Raw genomic sequence first — 21,791 nt, 5'->3', positions numbered from 1 at the left:
GCCGGACACTTTCTCCTCGGTTACGGGGAGAAGGGGATATGCCGCGCCTTTTTCCCGAACCATCGTCGTCTCGCGGCGCAGGTCCCGTCTCCCCGCTTGCGCGGAGAGCGTGAGGGGCAAGGCCGCATATGCGGCCATCCTCCGGAGGCGGCGATGAGCGCCGTCTTCGCCGCATCGCCCGGCCGCGCCCTGCGGCTGGCGGCAACCATCGAGGCGGCGCTCGGCACCGTCTGCGGCGGGCTGCTGGCGGCGCTGCTCGCCCTCGTGCTCGCTACCGTCCTGCTGCGCTACGGCTTTTCGGCGGGCTTTGCCGGGGCGGAGGAGCTGGGGATCTGGCTGCATGTGGCGCTGGTCTTCCTCGGCGCGCCGCTGTCGCTTGCCGGCGCGCTTGCCATGCGCTTCGACGGGATCGTCCAGCGGCTGCCGCGGGGCGGGGAGCGGGCGGCGGCGGTCGTCGCCGATGCCCTGACGGTGGCGGCGGCGCTGGTGCTGGCGCTCGGCGGCGGGCGCGTCGTCGGCATGCTCGGCGGCGTCTCGCCGGCGCTCGGCCTGCCGGAAGGCCTGCGCTTCGTCGCGCCGGCGCTGGGCGGCGGGCTGATGCTCGCGGTGCTGGCGCTCCGGCGGATCGGCGAGGGCAGGGGGGCGGGGCTTTCGCTGTCGCTCGCCGCTGGCCTCCTCCTGTACGCGGCCTCGAATGCGCTGGCCTTGCCGGCGGGCCTGCCGCCGAGCGCCGCACTCGGGCTGTTCGCCCTCCTCGGGCTTGCGGCCGGGGCGCCGCTACCGCATGCCTTCCTCGCGGCGGCGCAGCTCGCCGTCCCCTTCGGCAGCCCGCTGCCGGGCGAGGCAATCGTCTCGGCGACGGTCGGCGGCCTGTCGAAGTTCCTGCTCACCGCCATTCCCTTCTTCCTGCTCGCCGGCGGGCTGCTCACGGTCTCGGGCGCGGCGGCGCGGATCGTCTGCCTCGCCGCCAGCCTGGTCGGCCACCGCCGGGCGGGGCTGGCGCAGACGGCGCTGCTCACCAGCGTGCTGTTCTCCGGCGCCTCCGGCTCCTCCGTCGCCAACGCCGCCTTCGGGGCCGCGACCTTCCAGCCGGAGCTGGTCAGGAACGGCTACCCGCCCGCCAGGGCCGGCGCCGTCGTCGCGGCGGCTTCCGTGCTCGACAACGTCATCCCGCCGTCGATCGCCTTCCTCATCCTCGCGGTCGCGACCGAGCTGCCGGTCGGCCCGCTGCTCGCCTGGGGCTTTGCCGCGGGCGGCGTCATGGCGCTCTGCCTTGCCGCCGCCATCCACCTGACGGCCGGCGACGAGACCGCGCTGCCGCGCGCGGAAGCCGCCGAACGCCGGCGCGCGGCGGGCCGGGCGCTTCCCGCCCTCGGCCTCGGCGCGGTCGTCGTCCTCGGCATCCGCCTCGGCATCGTCACCACCACGGAGGCGGCGGCCCTCGCCGCGCTCTACACGCTTCTTCTCTGCCTAGCCGCCAAAAGCGGCGGCATGCCCGTCGCCGCCGCCTTCCGGCAGGCGGGGGCGGAGGCGGCGGCGATCGGCCTCCTGATCGGCTCGGCCGCGCCCTTCGCCTTCCTGCTTGCCGTCGACGGCGTGGCGGGCCTCGTCTCGTCGTTCGCGGGCGGGCTCGGGCTCGGGGCGGCGGGCGTGCTGCTTGCCGTCAACCTGATGCTGCTCGCCGTCGGGCTGGTGCTCGACATCGGCGCGGCGATCCTGCTCTTCGCGCCGATCGTTCTGCCGCTTGCGGTGGCCGCCGGCATCGACCCGGTGCATTTCGGCGTCGTCCTCGTCGTCAACCTGATGATCGGCGGGCTGACGCCGCCCGTCGGCATCCTCGTCCTCGTCGTCTCCGGCGTCACCCGCGTGCCGGCCGCCGCCCTCTTTGCGGCGGTCCTGCCTTTTCTCGCCGCCCTCCTCGTCGCGCTGGCGCTCCTCAGCGCCGGCGCGCTCCTCCTCTAGCCAAGGGATCTTCGCCATGCTCACCCGCCGCCGCTTCGCCGCAACGCTTCTCTTCACCCCCGCCCTCGTCGGCCGCGTGAATGCGGCGACGCGCCTCACCGTCGCCTCGCTGCTCGGCGAGGACAAGCCGGAGACACTGGTCTGGCACCATATCCGCGACCAGGTCGAGGCGGCGCTGCCCGGCCGCTTCGCCTTCGCGATCGTCGCCAATGCCGCGCTCGGCGGCGAAAAGGAGGTGGCGGAAGCCATGCGGCTCGGCGCCGTGCAGGCGAGCCTCTTCACCGTCTCGGCGCTCGCCGGCTGGGCGCCGGAGGTGCAGCTCCTCGACCTGCCCTTCCTGTTCCGCGACGCCGACCATGTCCGTGCCGTCGTCTCCGGGCCGGAGGGCGGGCGGCTGAAGGACCTGCTCGTCGCGCAGGGCTTCGTCGCCCCCGACTTCATCGACTACGGCGCGCGCCATCTGCTGACGAAGACGCCGGTCACGCGCCCGGAAGAGATCGCCGGAAAACGCATCCGCGTGCTGCAGAGCCCGCTGCACACGCGGCTGTGGAGCGCCTTCGGCGCCACGCCGGTCGGCATCCCGATCCCCGAGACCTACAATGCGTTGCAGACCGGCGTCGCCGACGCCATGGACCTCACCAAGTCGGCCTATGCCGGCTTCCGCCTCTACGAGGTCGTGCCCTTCCTGACGGAGACCGGCCATATCCGCGCCTCCGGCGTCGTCGCCTTCTCCGCCGCCTTCTGGAACGGGCTGTCGGAGGAGGAGCGGGCCGTCTTCCGCGCCGCGAGCCGCGCGGGCGCCGCCCGTTTCAACGCGCTGATGGTCGCCGACGAGGAGCGCTCGATTGCGCTTGCGCAAGAGAACGGCGCCACGGTGCTGCAGCCCGAGGACCGCGCCGCTTGGGAGGCGGGCGCGCGCGGCGTCTGGCAGGATTTCGCCGAGACGGTCGGCGGCCTCGAGCGGATCGAGGCGGTGCGCAGCCTCGGTTGACCGCTGTCAACGGCCGTCGAGGGTCGCAAGCGCCCCGTAGAGCTCCGGCCGGCGGTCGCGGAACACTCCCCAGGAGCGGCGCTGGTGGTCGATCGCGTCGAGGTCGAAGGTGGCGGTCAGCACCGTCTCGCCCGTCCGGTCGGCCTCCGCCACGATGGCGCCGGTCGGGCCGGCGATGAAGGAGGCGCCGTAGAAGGTGATCTCGGTGCCGTTGCGCCCCTTCTCCGTGCCGATCCGGTTCGAGGCGACGAGCGGCATCAGGTTCGCCCCGGCATGGCCCTGCATGACGCGCTGCCAGTGGCCGGCCGAATCGAGCGTCGGGTCGTGCGGCTCCGTGCCGATGGCGGTCGGGTAGAGCAGGATCTCCGCGCCCTTGAGCGCCATGGCGCGGGCGGCCTCCGGGAACCACTGGTCCCAGCAGATGCCGACGCCGATGCGGCCGGCGCGGGTGTCCCACACCCTGAAGCCGGTATCGCCGGGCGAGAAGTAGAATTTCTCCGTATAGCCCGGCCCGTCCGGCAGGTGGCTCTTGCGGTAGTTGCCGAGCACCGTGCCGTCGGCGTCGATGACGGCGACGGAATTGAAATGCGCCTGTCCCGCCCGCTCGAAATAGCTGATGGGCAGCACCACGCCGAGCTCGGCGGCAAGCGCCGCGAACCGGGCGATCAGCGGATTGCCCTCGAAGGGACGCGCCAGCGCGAAGAAGTCGTGCACCTGGTCCTGGCAGAAATAGGGGGCGGCGAAGAGCTCCTGGATCAGCACCAGGTCGGCGCCCTTCTCCCTCGCCTCGCGCACGAGCCGCTCGGCCCGCGCGATATTGGCCTCCTCGTCCCAGATGCAGGCCATCTGCGTGGCGGCGACGGTGACGTTGCGCATGTCTCTTGCTCCTTGGCTCCCGCTGGCGCATTGATGGGCAAATCGCCGGCCGTTTCAATAGGCTTGCGAAGACAGGAGCCCCGCATCATGAACGACATGCCGCACCCGATCCCGTCCGAGACCCGCGAAGGGGAGGGCGCCTCGGGCATCCTCACCATCGACCTCGGCGCGCTCGGGCGCAACTACGACGCGCTCGCCGCGCGCCTCGCCCCCGCCCGCGCCGCCGCCGTCGTCAAGGCCGACGCCTACGGGCTCGGCGCGGCGAAGGTGGCGGAGACGCTGCAGGCGCGCGGCTGCCGCGACTTCTTCGTCGCGCTCTTCGTGGAGGCGGTGCGGCTGAAGCCGGCGCTCGCCGCCGATGCACGGCTCTTCGTGCTGAACGGCCTGCTGCCGGGCAACGAGGCGCAAGCGGCCGATCTCGGCCTCATCCCCGTCCTCAACTCGCTGGAGCAGGTGAAGCGCTGGTCGCAGACGGCCTCGGCGCGCGGAAGGCGGCTGCCGGCCGTCCTGCAGTTCGACACCGGCATGTCGCGGCTCGGCCTGCCGCCGGAGGAACGCGCCGCCGCCCGCGCCGCGGCGGAGAACCTCGACGTCCTCTTCGTCATGAGCCACCTCGCCGCCGCCGACGAGCCGGACAGCGTGCAGAACGCCGGCCAGCTCGCCGAGATGCGCCGCGTCGTCGAGGAGTTCCCGGGAATCGAGCTGTGCTTCGCCAATTCGGGCGGCATCTTCCTCGGCCGCGACTACCATGGCGTGCTCGCCCGGCCGGGCATCGCGCTCTACGGCGGCGCGCCGACGGGGGGCGTCGCCAACCCGATGGAGCCGGTCGTCCGGCTCGACGTCGCAGTGGTGCAGACGCGCACCGTGCCGGCCGGCGCGCGCGTCGGCTACAGCGGCACGCATGTGACCGGGGCCGAGACGCGGCTCGCCACCATCGCCGCCGGCTATGCCGACGGGCTGCTCCGCAGCCTCTCGGGCCGCGGCGCCGTCTATTGCGACGGCGTGCGGCTGCCGATCGCCGGGCGCGTGTCGATGGACAGCATCACCGTCGACGTCACCGCCCTGCCGGAGGGGCGTCTGACGCTCGGCAGCCTCGTCGAGGTGATCGGCCCCAACCAGACGCTCGACGACCTCGCCGCCGCCGCCGGCACGATCTCCTACGAGATCCTCACCAGCCTCGGCGGCCGCTACCTGCGGCGCTACCGCTGAGCCGCCCGGCGGCGAGGCGCCCTATCGCACCGTGATCGTGACGCAGCCGGAGAGCGTCTGGCCCTTCACCTTCGACGATTTGTTGCGGGTGCAGAACGCGTCCTTGCCCTTGTAGCCCGGGTTGGGCGTGTAGAGGATGCCCTTGCCCGCCACCACGGCGACCTTGCCGTTCTTCGGCCGCTTCGTGACGGTGACGTCCGTGGCGGGGATGCGGGTCTTGGCGGCGTCGTTGATGAAGCCCGGGAAGCTGATCCTGCAGACCTTGTCGGCGGCGGTCATCTGGAAGGCCCCGTTCCCCTTGCCGCTGCCCCAGCCCCGGCCATTGCTTCCGGTGCAGGCGGCATAGGCCATGGATGCCGTGGAGAGCCCGGCGACGGTCGCGACGACCAGCGTGATCAGAGTGCGCATATTTCTACCTTTCGTGGAATTGAAACGAGGCGCCTCATTCGGCACCGATGCGGTTGCCGGGACAATCGAAAAAGGGACCTATTGACGAAAAAGCGGAAACTCTGCAGGATTATGCATTATTACCAATGTGTTAGTTTGAATTTACGATGGGGCGCAAGATGGGGGACGGCAGCCGGGAAAATCGGCCGGAGCTCGACAGGTGGCATCTCCTGTTCGACGCACTCTGCAACCGCTCGGGCGACTACGACAATGCGCGGCTCGGCAGTGACTACTGCAGCCGGCTCGGCAGGCGCGGCGAGGCGCATTTCGAGACGGCGGTGCGCAACCTGCGCAACTGGCGGTCGGGCCGGCACATCCCGCGCCGGAGGAACTTCATGATCCTCACCGAGCTTCTGGACGTCGCCCGCGACCCCGAGCTGCTGGCGCGGTGGAACGCGCTCTACGCCCGCGCCCGCGAGATGGAGGAGGGCGGCAGCGGCGACGACCAGGACGGCGACCCGGCCGACGCCGTCTTCGTGCCGGCGGTGCTTCCGGCGGCCGCCGTTCCCACGCCCGTCCTGCGGAGATTCGACGGCAGAAGCGTCCTTGCCGGCCTCGCCCTGTTCTGCTGCGGCGTCGTGGCCGCCGAGCTCTACCGGGCGGCGCCATGGCACTGGTTCTACGCCGTGCAGAAGCCGCCGCTCATCGTCTGGCGTCCCCACGTCTCGCTGATGGTCGGCGAAAGCCTCGTCATCCACGGCGAGCGCGGCGACTGCGGCAAGCCGCCGCCGGACTGGGAATACGTGCTGACGCGGCTTCCCATCAGCCGGATCGGCACCTTCTCCGACGGCGGCATCGTCCGGCGCAACAGCAATTTCTGCAGGGGCGAGACGCCCGCGCGCGCCGTCACCTTCACGGCCGGCAAGCCGGGCGTCGAGGAGCTGCTGGTGCTCGGCGACGTCATGCGGGTGACGGTCGCCGAACCCGCCTCCTGAACCCCGCGGAGGTGCCGGGACGGGACCCGCGCAGGCCGCTGGTCCTTGCGCGGGAGACGCGATATACCCGGCGCAGCAGGAGGATACCGACGTGACCCTATCGCCCACGCTCACCCGGCGGCTGAAGGCCCCGAAGCTTTTCGAGACCATCGCGGCGGGGGCGGGCGGCGGGGGCACCTTTCCGGTCGTCAATCCCGCCACGGGCGAGGTGCTGGCGGCGCTTCCCGACATGGGCGCCGCCGAGGCCGCCGTGGCGATCGAGCGGGCGCAGGCCGCGCAGGCCGGCTGGGCGGGGCTGACCGCCCGCGCGCGCAGCGACCTCCTCTGGCGCTGGCACCGGCTGATCCTTGCGCATGCCGACGACCTTGCCGCGATCCTGACGGCGGAGATGGGCAAGCCGCTGGCGGAAGCCGCGTCCGAGGTCGCCCATGCCGCCGCCTATGTGCAATGGTATGCGGAGGAGGCGAACCGGGTCTACGGCGAGACGATCGCGCCGCCTTCCACCGACCGGCGCATGCTGGTGATCAAGCAGCCGGTCGGCGTCGTCGGCACGATCACGCCCTGGAACTTCCCCGCCTCGATGGTGGCGCGAAAGATCTCGCCGGCGCTCGCCGCCGGCTGCGCGGTGGTGCTGAAGCCCGCCGAGCAGACGCCGCTGGTCGCCGGCGCCATGGTGGCGCTCGCGGCAGAAGCCGGCTTTCCCGAAGGTGTCGTCAACATCGTCTACGCGGCGGAGGGCGATGCGGTCGGCCGCGAGCTCTGCTCCAATCCGCACGTGCGGAAAATCTCCTTCACCGGCTCGACGGAGGTGGGGCGGCTGCTGATGCGGCAATGCGCCGACCAGATCAAGAAGGTGAGCCTCGAGCTCGGCGGCAACGCGCCCTTCATCGTCTTCGACGACGCCGACGTGGACGCCGCCGTCGACGGGGCGATCCAGGCGAAGTTCCGCAACGCCGGCCAGACCTGCGTCTCCGCCAACCGGCTCTACGTGCAGGCGGGCGTGCATGCCGAGTTCACGGAGAAGTTCGCCGCGCGGGTGAAGACGCTTCCCGTCGGCGACGGCTTCACGCCGGGCGTCGCCATCGGTCCGCTGATCGACGTCCGGGCGCTGGAGAAGATCGAGGCGCATGTCGCCGACGCGGTCGCGAAGGGCGGCACGGTTCTGACCGGCGGCCGGCGCATCAGCGGGACGGGCACCTTCTACGAGCCGACCGTGCTCACCGGCATTTCCGGCGCCATGCGGGTGGCGCGCGAGGAGACCTTCGGCCCGCTCGCGCCGATCCTGCGCTTCGAGGACCCGGCCGAGGTGGTGCGCGAGGCGAACGACACGATCTACGGCCTTGCCGCCTATTTCTACGCCTCCAACCTCAGCCGCGTCTGGCGCGTCGCGGAGGCGCTCGAATACGGCATGGTCGGCATCAACACCGGCCGGATGTCGTCGGAGGCCGCGCCCTTCGGCGGCGTCAAGCAGTCCGGCATCGGCCGCGAGGGCTCGCGCCACGGGCTGGAGGAATACCTGGAGATGAAATATCTCTGCATGGGGGGGATTTGAGGGGGGCGATATCCCTCTGCTCGGCCGCTTTCCCCTTCTCCCCCGCGGGGAGAAGGTGGCCCGAAGGGCCGGATGAGGGGGCGGAGCCGATGGAATTCCCCGGTTCTGCGCCTTCGGCATCCCCCTCATCCCGCTGCCGCGACCTTCTCCCCGCTGGGGAGAAGGAGGTAAGAGGCAAGGTGATGCCTCTTACCGCCCCCCGAACGGCCTGAGCTTCATGTGCCGGTTCACGTCCTTGTAGAGCAGGTAGCGGAACGGGCCGGGGCCGCCGGCATAGCAGGCCTGCGGGCAGAAGGCGCGCAGCCACATGAAGTCGCCGGCCTCCACCTCCACCCAGTCCTGGTTGAGCCGGTAGACCGCCTTGCCCTCCAGCACGTAGAGCCCGTGCTCCATCACGTGGGTCTCGGCAAACGGGATCACCGCGCCCGGCTGGAGCGTGACGATGGTCACGTGCATGTCGTGGCGCACGTCGTCGGGATCGACGAAGCGGGTGGTCGCCCAGCGGCCCTCCGTGCCCGGCATCGGCGAGGGGGCGACGTCCGCGTCGCTGAGCACCAGCGGCTCGGGCGGGTCGATGCCCTCCACCGCCTCGTAGGCCTTGCGGATCCAGTGGAAGCGGACGTCGGCATCCGACGCGTTGCGCACCGACCAGGCGGCCCCCGGCGGGATGAAGGCGTAGCCGCCCGGCACCAGCCGGTGCCTGTTGCCGGCGAGCGACAGGTCGAGCGCGCCGTCGACGACGAAGAGCACGCCCTCGGCCTCAGGATCGAGCTCCGGCCGGTCGCTGCCGCCGCCCGGCGCCACTTCCATGATGTATTGCGAGAAGGTCTCGGAAAAGCCGGAGAGCGGGCGGGCGATCACCCAGGCGCGCGTCTTCTCCCAGAAGGGCAGCACGCTGGTGACGATGTCCTTCATCACCCCCCTGGGAATGACCGCATAGGCCTCCGTGAAGACCGCGCGGCCGGTGAGAAGATCGGATTGCGGGGGATGCCCGCCGAGGGCGGAATAGTAGCTTCTCTTCGACATGTCCTTGCCTTTGTCGTTGGTGCAGTGCCGGCCCGCGGGGGAGGCGCGCTTCGACAGAAGACACCTACCACCCCGCCCGCGCCGGCGTAAAGCGCACGGACGATGTCAGGCGGCGTCGGCGAGCGGCTCGATCGAGGCGAGCTCCTTCTCCAGCGCGGCCGCGCCCGTCTTGAGGTCGTGGCTCGCCTGGAGGCTCATCCAGAACTGCGGCGTCGTGCCGAAGAACCGGGCGAGCCGCAGCGCCGTGTCGGTGGTGACGGCCGTCTGCTCCGCCGCCAGCCGCTCGATGCGGGTGCGCGGCACATGCAGCCGGCGCGCCAGCGCGCCGGCGCTCATGCCGAGCGGCGCGAGATACTCCTCGCGCAGGATCTCGCCGGGATGGACGGGCGGAAGAATACCGGACATGGAGGTTCCCTTCAGTGATAGTCGACGATCTCGACTTCCTCGACGCCACCGTCTTCCCAGACGAAGCAGATGCGCCACTGGTCGTTGATGCGGATCGAATACCGCCCCTGCCGGTCGCCCTTCAGCGCCTCCAGCCGATTTCCCGGTGGGCTGCGCAGATCGTCCAGCACAGCGGCGCTGTCGATCATCGCCAGCTTGCGTACCGCCGGCCTCAGGAGCTCGGCCGGAAAGCCCTTCGGCGCCTTGCCGTGCGCCACGGCCTCAGTCCAGGCATCTCGATAGGAACGGATCACGGGTCGGCCTCGATCAAGCTTGTATCATGATACGATACGACGAGAGAGTCAAGCACGATGTATCACGCAACGATACATCGTGCCTTCACCCCACCAGCCAGAACCGCAGGACGGCCGCGACGACGCCGAGCGTCGCGACGCTCGCCGCCCAGATGGCGGCGAGCCAGAGCAGGCGTTGCCAGAGGGGAGCCTGCATCAGTGGTAGCCGTGGGTGCCGACCTTGCCGCGGAAGACCCAGTAGGACCAGGCGGTATAGGCGAGGATCAGGGGGATGATGACGAGCGCGCCGACGAGCATGAAGATCTGGCTCTCGTAGGGGGCGGCCGCGTCCCAGATGGTGACGGCCTGCGGCACGACATAGGGGTACATGCTGATGCCGAGGCCGACGAAGCCGAGCAGGAACAGGCCGAGCGCCATCAGGAAGGGCAGCCGTTCGCGGCCGCGTCTCAGGCTCCAGAAGAAGGTGGCCGCCGCGAGCACGACGAGCAGCGGCACCTGCGCGGTCAGGATCACGCCCGGCATCTCGAACCAGCGCCGCCAGTAGTCGTAGTCGAGGAAGGGCGTGGCGGCGCTGACGGCGGCGAGCGCTGCGAGCGTCGCGATGCCGAGCGGCAGCGCCAGGCGCCGGGCGTGGCGCTGGCCCGCACCCTCCGTCTTCCAGACCAGCCAGCAGGCGCCGAGCAGCGCATAGCCGATGGCGACGGCGACGCCCGTCAGCAGGCTGAACGGGCTCAGCCAGTCGAGCCAGCCGCCGGCATAGGCGTCGTTCTCGACGCGGACACCCTGCAGGATCGCCCCGAGCGTGATGCCCTGGGCGAGCGCCGCCACCACCGAGCCCGCCGCGAAGGAGACGTCCCACACCGCGCGGTGGCGCGGGTCGCGCCAGCGGAACTCGAAGGCGACGCCGCGGAAGACGAGGCCGAGCAGCATGGCGATCATCAGCGGATAGGTGGCGGGCAGGAGGATCGCATAGGCGAGCGGGAAGGCGGCGAGCAGCCCGCCGCCGCCCATCACCAGCCAGGTCTCGTTGCCGTCCCAGACGGGCGCGATGGCGTTCATCGCCTGGTCGCGCTCCTCGCCCACCTTGAAGGTCGGGAAGAGGATGCCGATGCCGAGGTCGAAGCCGTCCATCACCACATAGGCCATCACCGAGAAGCCGATGATCGCCGCCCAGACGACGGTGAGGTCGAGGCTTTCCATCGCGTCACTCCTTTCCGGCCGGCGCGCCCACGCCGGCGGCGGGCGTGATGCCGGCCGCCCGCTGCGGCACCTGCGGCGGCAGGCTCTCGCCGGGCTCGGGCGGCCTGCCCATCAGTTTCAGGATATACCAGGTGCCCGCCCCGAAGACGGCGAAATAGACGATGACGAAGGCGGTGAGCGAGGCGGCGATGGCGGGGGCGGCGATCGGCGAATGGGATTCGGCGGTGCGCAGGAGGCCGTAGACCGTCCAGGGCTGGCGGCCCACCTCCGTCGTCACCCAGCCGGCGATCACCGCGACGAAGCCGGACGGGCCCATCGCGATCGCCGCGCGGTGCAGCAGCGGCCAGTCGTAGAGGCGCCGGCGGTAGCGGGCGAGAAGGCTCCAGAGCCCGAGGCCGAGCATGGCGAAGCCGATCGCCACCATGATGCGGAAGGACCAGAAGACGACGGCGACCGGCGGCCAGTCCTCGCGCGGGTAATCGGTGAGGCCGGGAAGCGGCGCGTCCGGGTCGTGCTTGAGGATCAGCGAGCCGAGCTTGGGGATCGAGACCTCGTAGCGCACCTCCGCCGCCGCGTCGTCCGGCAGGCCGAACAGGATGAGCGGCGCGCCGTCCGGGCTCGGCGCGTAGTCGCCCTCCATGGCGAGCACCTTGACCGGCTGGTGCTCCAGCGTGTTGAGCCCGTGCGCATCGCCGGCGGCGATCTGGACCGGCGCGACGAGGGCCGCCATCCACATCGCCATCGAGAACATCTTTCGCGCACCGGGGTCGGCGCGGTCCTTCAGCAGGTGCCAGGCGCCCACCGCGCCGACGACGAAGGCGGTCGTCAGATACGCGGCGATCACGGTGTGGACGAGGCGGTAGGGGAAGGACGGGTTGAAGACGATCGGCCACCAGGAGCCCGCCGGCACGAACTGGCCCTTGTCGTTGACGGCGAAACCCACCGGCGTCTGCATCCAGCTGTTGACGGAGATGATCCACGTCGCCGAGATCAGCGTGCCGAGCGCCACCATGACGGTCGCGAAGAAGTGCAGGCCCTTGCCGACCTTGTTCATGCCGAACAGCATGACGCCGAGGAAGCCCGCCTCCAGGAAGAAGGCGGTCAGCACCTCGTAGGCCATCAGCGGGCCGATGACCGGCCCGGCCTTCTGCGAGAAGACCGACCAGTTGGTGCCGATCTGGTAGGACATGACGATGCCCGAGACCACGCCCATGCCGAAGGTGACGGCGAAGATCTTCAGCCAGTAGCGGAAGAGCCGGTGATAGACCTCCTCGCCGGTCTTCAGCCACAGGCCCTCCAGCACCATCAGGTAGCTCGCGAGCCCGATCGAGAAGGCCGGGAAGATGAAGTGGAAGGAGATGGTGAAGGCGAACTGGATGCGCGCCAGCATCACCGCATCGAGCTGTTCGAGCAACGGTCTTCCTCCGTGCGTCCTGTCGGCCTGCGAACGTTCGCCCATGGAATGCGGCGTCTCCGCTCCCCTTCTCCCCCACGGGGAGAAGGTGGTCCGAAGGGTCGGATGAAGGGGCGAACTTCGCCTCCGGCGCCCCCCTCATCCCGCTGCCGCGACCTTCTCCCCGCCGGGGAGAAGGGGCAGGAAGCACCCTGGTCATTCCATATGCGACGGCCCCATGTCGGCCTCCGCGGAAAGATAGGGCGGGAATCTTCCCCGTCGAGGGGTTCAGGCGACGGCGGGGAGGCTCGAGAGCACCGCCCGGTCGCGGCCGCCCGCCTTGGCGCGGTAGAGCGCGCGGTCGGCCTCCAGGACGAGGGCCGCCGGCGTCGTCGCGCCCGCCTCGGTGGCCGTGGCGACGCCGACGCTCGTCGTCACCGTGCCGAACTCGCTCGGCGCGTGGGGTATGGCGAGCGAGCGCACCGCCCGGCACAGCCGGCCGGCGATCGCCAGCGCCGTCTCGGCGTCGGTCTCCGGCAGGATCACCGCGAATTCCTCGCCGCCGTAGCGCGCGGCGAGGTCGCGCGGGCGGCGCGCGGCCTCCTTCAGGCAGGCGCCGACGCGCCGCAGGCATTCGTCGCCGGCGAGGTGCCCGTAGGTGTCGTTGAAGGCCTTGAAGCAATCGACGTCCATCAGCAGCAGCGAGAGCGGGCGGCCGCTCGCCGCGCTGCGGCCGAGCTCGGCGGCGAGCCGCTCGTCGAAGGAGCGGCGGTTGGCGACGCCGGTCAGCGCGTCGGTCTCGGCAAGCCCCTTCATCTTCTCGGCGAGCCGGCGCAGGCCGAGCTCGGATTCCTTGGCCGCCGTGATGTCGGTGACGACGACCAGCGCCGAGCCGCCGTCGCCGACGCGGGTGCGCAGATTGAGCCAGCGCCCGTCGAAGAGCGGGATGGTCTCGTCCTTGTTGCGGTGGAGCGTGCCGGCGGCGGCGCGGATGCGCTCCTCCGGCACGTCCGGGGGCACGTCCTTGCGCTCGCCGTTGCGCGTCACCGCGCGCACGATGTCGACGATATGCGCGCCCTCGACGCGGGCATAGGCCGAGAGCGGGAAAAGATCGCGGTACTGCTGGTTGCAGAAGAGGAGGTAGCCCTCGCGGTCGAACAGGGCAAGCCCGTCCGTCATCTCGGCCATCGCCTGGGCGACGACATCGCGGCTGGTCTTGAGCTCCTGCTCCAGCCGCTTGCGCTCGGTGATGTCGACCGAGACGCCGGCGATCCCGATCAGCGCGCCGTGCGGGTCGCGCAGCGGGAACTTCGAGGTCGAGTACCAGCGCGCCTCGCCGTCCTCGCCGCGGATCCTCTCCTCCTGGCGGATCAGCGGCTCGCCGGTCTCGATCACCCGCCGCTCGGCGGCGAGCGCCGCCTCCGCCCGCTCGCCCGGCTCCAGGTCGCGTTCGCTGAGGCCGGTCATGTCGGAGACGCGGCCGCGGCCGTAGCGGCGGGCGAGGTTCTGGTTGGTGACGACGAAGCGCTGGTCGAGGGTCTTGACGTAGTGGAAGTCGGGCGCCTGGGCGAGGGCGGCGCGCAGCACGTCGCGCTCCAGCGTGAAGCGCCTGAAATAGATCATCACCAGCGCGGCGAGCGCGGCGGCGGCGACGTTGAGCAGCGCGATCGGCAGGCCGAAGCCGGCGAGCACGGGGCGGAAGGCCTCCGGCGGCAGCGTGGCGAGGACGACGAGCGACAGGGCGCCGACGAGCGCGGCGAAGACGGGCACCGCGGCAAGGCCGATCGTCCGGCCGCGCCCGAGCCATCCCCGGACCGCAAGGCCCGCCGCCGCGGCGACGAGGATGCCGGCAAGGCCCGAAAGCAGGTCCGCGCCGCCGAGCACGACGCCGAAGGCCGCCGCGAGGCCCGCCGTGACGAGGAGCGAGAGCGGCCCGCCGAACAGCGCGGCGACCTCGATCAGCGCGACGCGCAGGTCGAAATGCACGCCCGGCCCGAGCTCCACGGCGAGCGACATGGAGGTCGCCGCAGCCGCGCCGAGCACGGCGCCGAAGCAGGCCTGCTGCTGGCGCGGCGTCAGCCGGCACCAGCGGTAGCTCGCGTGCATCCAGGCGGAGACGATGAGCGCCACGCAGGCGAAATTGCCCACCAGCATTTGCCAAGCATGATTCATACGGGATCGCGCGCCTTGCCGAGGATTTGCGCGATCCTAGCGCCGAGTGCTTAATCGATGATTTCTAATGCACCGGCGCGCGCCGCTTCGCCAGCACCGAGCGGGAGAGGACGACGATCAGGCCGATGGCGATCGTCGCGGCGATGAACAGGAAGGCGGCCGCCGCGATCGCCGGGCTGATGTTCTCGCGGATCGAGGAGAACATCTGCCGCGCCAGCGTGCGCTGGTTCGGCCCGGCGACGAAGAGCGTCAGCACCACCTCGTCGAGCGAGGTGGCGAAGGCGAGCACGGCGCCGGAGAGCACGCCCGGAAGCGCGAGCGGCAGCGTCACGCGGCGGAAGACGGTCGCCGGCGGCGCGCCGAGGCTCTCGGCGGCGAGCTCCACCCGCTCGTCGATGCCGGCGAGCGCCCCGGTGACGCTGACCACGACGAAGGGCACGGCGACGACGGTATGGGCGATGATCACCCCGGCATAGCTGTTGGTCAGCCCGAAGCGGGCGAGCAGCACCTGCATGCCGACGCCGAGCACGACCGCCGGCACCACCATCGGCAGCAGGAACAGCGTGCGGAAGGTGCCGCGGAAGAAGACGAGCCGGTTGCGAAGCCCGAGCGAGGCGGCCGTGCCGAGCACGGTGGCAAGCAGCGTCGTGCCCGTGCCGATGATCAGGCTGTTGACGATGGCCCGGCGCCAGGCATCCGCCGTGAACAGCTCCGTGAACCAGCGCATCGACCAGGAGGGGATCGGATAGGTGAGGATGACGCTGGACGTGAAGGCGAGCGGCAGGATGGCGATCAGCGGCGCGACCAGGAAGAGGATCGCGAGCACCGAGAAGGCGAGCTTGGAGAACCGGAGCGCCATGGCCTATCTCCTTCCCGGTTCGTCGGCCGACAGCCGCGCATAGACGGAGTAGAGGACGAGGGTGGCGGCGAGCAGCACGACGCCGAGCGCGCCGGCCATGCCCCAGTTGGCCGAGCCGATGGCGTAGAAGGCGATGATCGAGGAGATCATCTGGTCGCCCGGCCCGCCGATCAGCGCCGGCGTGATGTAGTAGCCGATCGCCGAGATGAAGACGAGCAGGCTGCCGGCGGCGACGCCGCGCAGCGACAGCGGCAGCAGCACGCGCAGGAAGGCGCGCAGCGGATGCGCGCCGAGCGAGGCGGCGGCCGGCATCAGGTTCTTCGGGATGGTGATCAGCACGGAATAGATCGGCAGGACCATGAAGGGCAGGAGCACGTGGGTCATGGCGATGACGACGCCGGTGCGGTTGAAGATGAGCTGCACCGGCCCGCTGGTCAGCCCCAGCATCTGCAGCACGTCGTTGATGAGCCCCTGTTCCTGCAGCAGGATGAACCAGGCGGCGGTGCGCACGAGGAGCGAGGTCCACAGCGGCAGCAGCACGGCGGCGAGCATCACGTCGCGCTTCCAGCCGGAAAGCGAGGCGGCGATGATGGCATAGGGATAGCCGATCGCGATGCAGGCGAAGGTGACGAGGGCGGAGATCCAGAAGGTGCGCACCAGGATCACGCGGTTGACGGACTGGTCGGCCGGCAGGTGCTCGATCTCGCCGTCGGCGTTGCGGCCGAGGTCGACGGCGGCGAGCAGGTTGCGGTCGGTGAGCGGCGAGAGCGCGTCGGCGATGGCGAGCCAGAATTCCGGCCTCTCCCAGCGCTTGTCGATCGAGACGAGGTCGGCGGGCGGGTCCGCCTCGTCGGAAAGCGCCGACGTCGTCTTCGACATCAGCGTGCGGAAGCCGGAGCGGGCGCTGTTCAGGCGCCGCACCATGTCGCCGAGCGCCTGCGTGTCCTCGACCGCCTTGAGGTCGGCGATCAGCGCCGTCTGCATCTCGGGCGTCGGCGGCGACTTGCGGTCCCAGCCGGCGAGCACCTCGGCGCTCTGCGGCAGGAGGCGGAGCACCGCGGTGTCGGAGACCGCCTGCGACATCATGGAGAAGAGCGGCCAGACGAAGAAGCCGGCGAGGAAGAGGAGGAGCGGCGCGAGGAGGAAAAGCGAGCGCCCGGTGCGGGAGGCGCGCGCGCTCATGACGCGGCCGCCTGCCGTTGTCCGTCCGGCGGCGCGATGACCCGGCAGTCGCCGGCCGAGAAGGCGGCGAAGACCTTCGTGCCCGGCTCGAACTCGCGCGAGCGGCGGCCGAGCTTGGCGATCAGCGGGTGGCTGCCGGCGGCGAGCTCCACGCGCAGGTGGTCGCCCTGGTAGACGGAATCGGTGACCTCCGTCTCCAGGCAGTTGTGCGCCGCGTTCCTCGCCTCGGCGAGCTCGATGCGCTCGGGGCGGACGGAGAGGTAGACGGTCGCGCCCTCGGCCACGCCGCCGGAGACGGCCGAGACGATCTCGGCGCCGGAGGCGAGCCGCACGGCCGCCTCGCCGCCCGAGATGCGCGCGACCACGCCCTCGATCAGGTTGGTCTCGCCGATGAACTCGGCGACGAAGCGGGTGGCCGGCTCGTCGTAGACCTGGCGCGGCGTGCCGATCTGCTCGATCTTCCCCTTGTTGAAGACGGCGACGCGGTCCGACATCGTCAGCGCCTCCGACTGGTCGTGGGTGACGAAGACGATGGTGAGGCCGAGGCGGCGGTGCAGGTCGCGGATGTCGAGCTGCATCTGCTCGCGCAGCTGCTTGTCGAGCGCGCCGAGCGGCTCGTCCATCAGCACCACGCGCGGCTCGAAGACGAGCGCGCGGGCGAGCGCCACGCGCTGCTGCTGGCCGCCGGACAGCTGCGCCGGGCGGCGCTCGCGCATGGCGGAAAGCTGCACCATGTCCAGCGCCCGCGTCACGCGGTCGGCGATCTCCGCCTTGCCGAGCCCGCGCATTTCCAGCGGGAAGGCGATGTTCTCGCCGACCGTCATGTGCGGGAAGAGCGCGTAGCTCTGGAAGACGACGCCCATGTCGCGCTTGTGGGTGGGCACGTCGTTGACGGCCTGGCCGTCGACGAGGATCGTGCCCGAGGTCGGCTGCTCGAAGCCCGCGAGCATCATGAGCAGCGTCGTCTTGCCGGAACCCGAGGGTCCGAGCAGGCTGACGAACTCGCCCTTTCCGATGCCGAGGTCGAGGTTCTCGACCACGCAGAGCGGGCCGTAGAATTTGGTGATGCGGTCAAACCGGATGAATTCGGCCAAGAGAGGCTCCCTCGCTCTTGCGGTCGGGCAGAGGGCAGGCCCCCTCATCCGGCCTTCGGCCACCTTCTCCCCGCCGGGGAGAAGGAAGGACCGTCGGCGCCGCATCGCCCTTCTCCCCCTCGGGAGAAGGTGCCGGCAGGCGGATGAGGGGGCGCTTCCCGCCACGCCCCGCTCGCTCGTTACGCTCTCGTTACTGCGCGAGCCAGGCGTTGAAGCGCTGCGTCAGCGTTTCCGAATTGTCGATCCAGAAGTCCGTGTTGAGCGAGATCGCCTCCGGCATGTTGGCGGGCTCGGTCGGCAGGTCCTTGGCGAGATCGGCCGGGACCTTGGCGGCGGCTTCCTTCACCGGCAGGCCGTAGGCGACGTATTCCGGCAGCTTCGCCTGGTTCTCCGGCTGGCTGGCGAAGGCGATGAAGTCCTGCGCGGCGTCCTTGTTCTCGGCGTCCTTCAGCACGACCCAGCTGTCGACGGCGTAGATGCTGCCCGGCCAGACGACCTTGAAGTTCTTGCCTTCCGTGCGGTTGATGCCGGTGATGCGGCCGTTGTAGGCGGACGTCATGGCGACTTCGCCGGAGGCGAGGAACTGCAGCGGCTGGGCGCCGGATTCCCACCAGACGATGTGCGGCTTCAGCTCGTCGAGCTTCTTGAAGGCGCGCTCGACGCCCTCGTCGGTCGACAGCACGTCGTAGACCTCGTCCTTGGAGACGCCGTCGGCCATCAGCGCGAATTCGAGCGTGTATTTCGGCCCCTTGCGCAGGCCGCGCTTGCCGGGGAACTTCTCGACGTTCCAGAAGTCGGCCCAGGAGTTCGGGCCCTCGGCGATCTTGTCGCCGTCATAGGCGATCGCCGTCGACCAGACGATCGCGCCGACGCCGCAGTCGTTGACGGCCGAGTCGAGGAAGCGGTCCTTGCCGCCCATCTTGTCCCAGTCGATCTTCTCGAACAGGCCGTCGGAGCAGCCGAGCGCCAGTTCCTCGGCCTCGACCTGCACGGCGTCCCAGTTCGGCGCGCCGGCCTTGACCTTCGACTGCAGGACGCCGATGCCGCCGTCCCAGGATTCGTCGAGCACCGGCTTGCCGGTCTTCTCGGCGTAGGGCTTGAAATAGATCTCCCGCTGGCCGTCCTGATAGTTGCCGCCCCACGACACGACGGTGAGGTCGCGCGCCAGCGCCGGCGCGGCAAGGCCCGCGGCAAGCACGGCGGCCGCCGCGGCAAGGACACCTGTCTTGATGATGGTCTTCATGCTGTACTCCCCTTTTCTTCATTGTGAGGGGCCGGCCTCTGGCCGCCGGTCCCGATGACGATCCCCAAAGAACTTCAAAGAGCCGGAGCGTCGCTCCCGCCGCGCCGCCCTCTTGCGGGGCGGTTTTGTCTTCATGATGCATCCTATCGACGTGCGGTCAACGGGATTCTTCGGCGGGCGCATCCTGTCGCACCCGGCCGGTTCACACGTGCTGGCCTCCGTTGATGTGGATCTCGGCGCCGTTGATGTAGGACGACTGCTCGGTGCAGAGGAAATGGATGGTCTCGGCCACCTCGCGCGGCTCGCCGAGCCGGCCCATCGGCACCTCGGCGGCGACGAGCGCGTCGGTTCCGGGCGAGAGGATCGAGGTCTCGATCTCGCCCGGCGCGATGGCGTTCGCCCTCACCCCGCGCCGGCCGAACTCGTGCGCCATCTCCCGCGTCAGCGCCGCGAGCCCCGCCTTGGACGCGGCATAGGCGACGCCGGCGAAGGGATGGACGCGGGAGCCCGCGATCGAGGTGACGTTGACGATCGATCCCTTCGCCGCCGTGAGCTCCGGCAGCAGCGCGCGGGCGATCAGGGCGGTGGAGACGAGGTTGACGTTGAGGACGTGCGTCCAGACCTCCGCCGTCGTGTCGGCGACGCCGAGGCGGCTGCGGCCCGGCCCCTTCGGCGAGATGCCGGCATTGTTGACGAGCGCATGCAGCCTGCCGTCGGGCAGGCGCTCGCGCACCGTGGCGGCGAGGCGGTCGATCTGGGTGAGGTCGGCGAGGTCGGCCTGGATGTGGCTCTCGCGCGCGGACGGCCAGCGGCATTCCTCGGAGAACGGCTGGCGCGAGACGGTGAGGATGCGCCAGCCCTTCGACTGGAACAGCTTGACGGTCGCATGCCCGATGCCCCGGCTCGCCCCCGTCAGCAGCATGGTGCGGCGTTCTTCGGTCATGCGGGGTCACTCCGTTGATGCGTGATACATCGTAATTGCCGGCGAGCGAAATGCAAGTCTCGACGAAAGGCGGGGGCCGGCGGTTGAGTCCCCGCCGTCTTTCGGGTTAGTGCGGGACGTCGCCGCGCCGGAAAGGAAGACGAATCGTGAACCCTGCCGACATCACCTCCCGGATCTGGCGCTACGGCCTTGCCGAGGGCGGCGCGCTCGGAAGCCTGGTCTTCCGCGAGGACGGCCGCATCGGCGGATATATCCACCCGAATGAGGCGTTCTGGCGGCTTGCCGAGGGCACGCTGGAGATTCTCGACGCCGGCGGGACGCCATCGCGCCGCTTCCCGCTTTCCGGACGCACCGCGACGCGCTGGCCGGGCGAGGCCGTGGCGACGCCGCACCGCTTCTGGCTGGAGCCGAACACCTGCCATCCGGTGGCCGTGGCCTTCGGCGACGACATCCTTCAGGCCGCGAAGCGCGGGAAATTCTACCTCGCCCACCTCGGGCTGCGGGACGGGGTCTATGCGGCCGGCGAGCCGCTGGTGCTCTATCCCGGCGCCGAGATCGAGCCGGGCGCGACGCTGCCGGCCGGCTCGCTGTTCAGGATCGGCGCCTTCTCCTATGTCGTCGGCCGGGCGAGCCTCAACCTCTCGGTCGGCCGCTATTGCAGCATCGGCGCCGGCCTGTCGGTGTTCGGCAGCGCCCATCCGGTCGAATGGCTCTCCTCCAGCCCGATGGCCTATGCGCCGCACCACCAGCGCTTCTACGGCGACGCCGGCGTGCAGTCGCCGCCGCCGATCGGCGACTGGGAGGAGCACAACGGCCACATCACCACGCATGTCGGCCACGACGTCTGGATCGGCGCGGGCACGCTGCTCAAGCCCGGCATCAGCATCGGCAACGGCGCCGTCGTCGCCACCCGCTCCATCGTCACGAAGGACGTGCCCGCCTATGCCGTCGTCGCCGGATCTCCGGCGCGGATCGTCAGGTACCGCTTCGAGCAGCCGCTGCGCGACAGGCTGGAGGCGGTCGAATGGTGGCGCTACGACCTCGGCGGCGTGCGGCTCGACTGGCGCGACGCGGCCGGGGCGGCGGCGATGATCGAGGGCCTTGCCGCGCGCGGGGAAATCCGCCCGCTCGCCTTCCCGCGCCACGACTACGCGCACGAGATCCTCGCCGGCCGGGTGCTGACGGCGCGCGGCTAGAGCGTTTCCGATACGCACTCCTGCTGGAATCGCCGGTAAGATTCAGCGCAGCCGCACCACCATGCCGGCCGTCTCCGCCCCCCGCTCGATCTTCTCCAGGATCGGCCGGCCGCCGAGCAGGATGTCGTCGACGATGGCCATCGAGGCGGCGGCCGAATCGTGGCGCTTCAGCGCCTCGACCACCGGATAGTGGTGGTCGATCATGGCGCGGCCGCCGGCGAGGTAGGAATCCGAGATCAGCGGGCCCATCTGCAGCCAGAGCCGGCGCAGGATGCCGGTGAGCACCGGCAGGCCGGCGATCTGCGGCAGCATGAAATGGAAGGTCTGGTTGAGGGCGGCGCCCTTCAGCCGGTCGCCGCCGGAAATCGCCGCCTCGTTCTCGCGCAGGATCGTCTCCAGCGCCTCGATGTCGGCGGAGGTGGCGACCTGCGCGGCCGTCTCGGCGGCAAGCCCCTCCAGCTTGATGCGGATGGCGCGGATCTCGCGGTAGCGCGCCTCGCTCATCGCCGGGATGCGGATGTCGCGCGGCGAGCGGAAGGTGATCGCCTCGTCGTTGGCGAGCTTGAGGATAGCGTCGCGGATCGGCGTGACGGAGGTGCCGAACTGCTCGGCGAGGTCGCGGATCTTCAGCCGGTCGCCGGGCTGGAAACGGCCCTGGATCAGCGCGTCGCACAGCGCGCCGTAGACGGCGCTGCTGAGGCTTTCGTGATCCAGGGTTGCAAATTCGGGCATGGTGCCGGGCTCTAACAATTGTCAACAACATACTTGATGCATCTTTTTTCGCTTGTTTCAAGCCGGAGGCCGGGCCAAATA

The 21,791-nt window shown here is 70.4% G+C and carries 21 protein-coding genes; 6 read left to right on the top strand and 15 right to left on the bottom strand.

Annotation, left to right across the window (positions count from 1 at the left end; genetic code table 11):
* Positions 1–153: 153 nt before the first annotated feature.
* Together NNZ72_RS05370 and NNZ72_RS05365 are read left to right on the top strand one after the other, a co-directional pair.
* Positions 154–1,962 (top strand): TRAP transporter large permease subunit, encoded by a 1,809-nt coding sequence (locus NNZ72_RS05370; protein ID WP_257313710.1) that lies wholly within the window; start codon positions 154–156, stop codon positions 1,960–1,962.
* A 16-nt stretch (positions 1,963–1,978) separates the two neighbouring features.
* Positions 1,979–2,953 (top strand): TRAP transporter substrate-binding protein, encoded by a 975-nt coding sequence (locus NNZ72_RS05365; protein WP_257313707.1) that lies wholly within the window; start codon positions 1,979–1,981, stop codon positions 2,951–2,953.
* A 6-nt stretch (positions 2,954–2,959) separates the two neighbouring features.
* On the opposite strand, the gene aguB is transcribed toward NNZ72_RS05365, so the two are convergent.
* Positions 2,960–3,829 carry an N-carbamoylputrescine amidase gene (gene aguB / locus NNZ72_RS05360; protein WP_257313704.1) on the bottom strand — a complete coding sequence of 290 codons (870 nt, stop codon included), beginning with the start codon at positions 3,827–3,829 and terminating at the stop codon, positions 2,960–2,962.
* 87 nt (positions 3,830–3,916) lie between these two features.
* Here aguB and alr point away from each other — a divergent pair, with 87 nt between their 5' ends.
* Positions 3,917–5,038 carry an alanine racemase gene (gene alr / locus NNZ72_RS05355; RefSeq protein WP_257313700.1) on the top strand — a complete coding sequence of 374 codons (1,122 nt, stop codon included), beginning with the start codon at positions 3,917–3,919 and terminating at the stop codon, positions 5,036–5,038.
* Between the two features lie 21 nt (positions 5,039–5,059).
* Here alr and NNZ72_RS05350 read toward each other — a convergent pair whose 3' ends face one another.
* Positions 5,060–5,446 carry a hypothetical protein gene (locus tag NNZ72_RS05350; RefSeq protein WP_257313698.1) on the bottom strand — a complete coding sequence of 129 codons (387 nt, stop codon included), beginning with the start codon at positions 5,444–5,446 and terminating at the stop codon, positions 5,060–5,062.
* A 158-nt stretch (positions 5,447–5,604) separates the two neighbouring features.
* Here NNZ72_RS05350 and NNZ72_RS05345 point away from each other — a divergent pair, with 158 nt between their 5' ends.
* A complete protein-coding gene (locus NNZ72_RS05345) occupies positions 5,605–6,420 on the top strand; it encodes a hypothetical protein (RefSeq protein WP_257313695.1) in 816 nt (271 codons plus the stop codon).
* Positions 6,421–6,511: 91 nt separating this feature from the next.
* A complete protein-coding gene (locus NNZ72_RS05340; protein ID WP_371747719.1) occupies positions 6,512–7,972 on the top strand; it encodes an NAD-dependent succinate-semialdehyde dehydrogenase in 1,461 nt (486 codons plus the stop codon).
* A 189-nt stretch (positions 7,973–8,161) separates the two neighbouring features.
* Here NNZ72_RS05340 and NNZ72_RS05335 read toward each other — a convergent pair whose 3' ends face one another.
* From NNZ72_RS05335 to NNZ72_RS05280, 12 genes are all read right to left on the bottom strand, one after another.
* Positions 8,162–8,998 carry a bifunctional allantoicase/(S)-ureidoglycine aminohydrolase gene (locus NNZ72_RS05335; protein WP_257313692.1) on the bottom strand — a complete coding sequence of 279 codons (837 nt, stop codon included), beginning with the start codon at positions 8,996–8,998 and terminating at the stop codon, positions 8,162–8,164.
* 105 nt (positions 8,999–9,103) lie between these two features.
* On the bottom strand, positions 9,104–9,403 hold the full coding sequence (locus tag NNZ72_RS05330; RefSeq protein ID WP_257313689.1) for a HigA family addiction module antitoxin: 300 nt from the start codon (positions 9,401–9,403) through the stop codon (positions 9,104–9,106).
* Between the two features lie 11 nt (positions 9,404–9,414).
* On the bottom strand, positions 9,415–9,696 hold the full coding sequence (locus NNZ72_RS05325; RefSeq protein ID WP_257313686.1) for a type II toxin-antitoxin system RelE/ParE family toxin: 282 nt from the start codon (positions 9,694–9,696) through the stop codon (positions 9,415–9,417).
* Positions 9,697–9,781: 85 nt separating this feature from the next.
* Positions 9,782–9,892, bottom strand: a complete 111-nt coding sequence (locus tag NNZ72_RS05320; RefSeq protein ID WP_257313683.1) for a DUF2474 domain-containing protein — start codon at positions 9,890–9,892, stop codon at positions 9,782–9,784.
* Positions 9,892–10,896, bottom strand: coding sequence for a cytochrome d ubiquinol oxidase subunit II (gene cydB / locus NNZ72_RS05315; RefSeq protein ID WP_257313681.1), 1,005 nt, complete (start codon positions 10,894–10,896; stop codon positions 9,892–9,894). Before cydB ends, NNZ72_RS05320 begins: the two co-directional genes overlap by 1 nt.
* 4 nt (positions 10,897–10,900) lie before the next feature.
* Positions 10,901–12,310: a cytochrome ubiquinol oxidase subunit I gene (locus NNZ72_RS05310; protein WP_306766190.1), complete on the bottom strand. Its 1,410-nt coding sequence runs from the start codon at positions 12,308–12,310 to the stop codon at positions 10,901–10,903.
* Positions 12,311–12,577: 267 nt separating this feature from the next.
* Entirely contained in the window at positions 12,578–14,443 is a 1,866-nt protein-coding gene (locus NNZ72_RS05305; RefSeq protein ID WP_257313740.1) for a diguanylate cyclase, read from the bottom strand.
* A gap of 82 nt (positions 14,444–14,525) precedes the next feature.
* A complete protein-coding gene (locus NNZ72_RS05300) occupies positions 14,526–15,320 on the bottom strand; it encodes an ABC transporter permease (protein WP_257313675.1) in 795 nt (264 codons plus the stop codon).
* A gap of 3 nt (positions 15,321–15,323) precedes the next feature.
* The gene (locus NNZ72_RS05295; RefSeq protein ID WP_257313673.1) at positions 15,324–16,502 is read right to left on the bottom strand and encodes an ABC transporter permease; all 1,179 of its coding nucleotides are present in this window, start codon (positions 16,500–16,502) and stop codon (positions 15,324–15,326) included.
* Positions 16,499–17,644 (bottom strand): ABC transporter ATP-binding protein, encoded by a 1,146-nt coding sequence (locus NNZ72_RS05290; protein ID WP_371747722.1) that lies wholly within the window; start codon positions 17,642–17,644, stop codon positions 16,499–16,501. The genes NNZ72_RS05295 and NNZ72_RS05290 overlap by 4 nt, the downstream gene beginning before the upstream one ends.
* A gap of 142 nt (positions 17,645–17,786) precedes the next feature.
* Positions 17,787–18,827, bottom strand: coding sequence for an ABC transporter substrate-binding protein (locus NNZ72_RS05285; protein WP_371747721.1), 1,041 nt, complete (start codon positions 18,825–18,827; stop codon positions 17,787–17,789).
* A 214-nt stretch (positions 18,828–19,041) separates the two neighbouring features.
* Positions 19,042–19,782, bottom strand: a complete 741-nt coding sequence (locus NNZ72_RS05280; protein ID WP_257313661.1) for an SDR family NAD(P)-dependent oxidoreductase — start codon at positions 19,780–19,782, stop codon at positions 19,042–19,044.
* Between the two features lie 146 nt (positions 19,783–19,928).
* Between NNZ72_RS05280 and NNZ72_RS05275 the strand changes: the two genes are divergently transcribed.
* Positions 19,929–20,978: a CatB-related O-acetyltransferase gene (locus NNZ72_RS05275; RefSeq protein ID WP_257313658.1), complete on the top strand. Its 1,050-nt coding sequence runs from the start codon at positions 19,929–19,931 to the stop codon at positions 20,976–20,978.
* Positions 20,979–21,020: 42 nt separating this feature from the next.
* On the opposite strand, the gene NNZ72_RS05270 is transcribed toward NNZ72_RS05275, so the two are convergent.
* Positions 21,021–21,710, bottom strand: a complete 690-nt coding sequence (locus tag NNZ72_RS05270; RefSeq protein WP_257313655.1) for a GntR family transcriptional regulator — start codon at positions 21,708–21,710, stop codon at positions 21,021–21,023.
* Positions 21,711–21,791 lie beyond the last annotated feature (81 nt).

It is taken from the genome of Shinella pollutisoli (assembly GCF_024609765.1).
GTDB classification, from domain to species: Bacteria; Pseudomonadota; Alphaproteobacteria; order Rhizobiales; family Rhizobiaceae; genus Shinella; species Shinella pollutisoli.
Note: the sequence above shows the minus strand (reverse complement) of the source record. Positions and strands in the feature narration are given on the sequence as shown.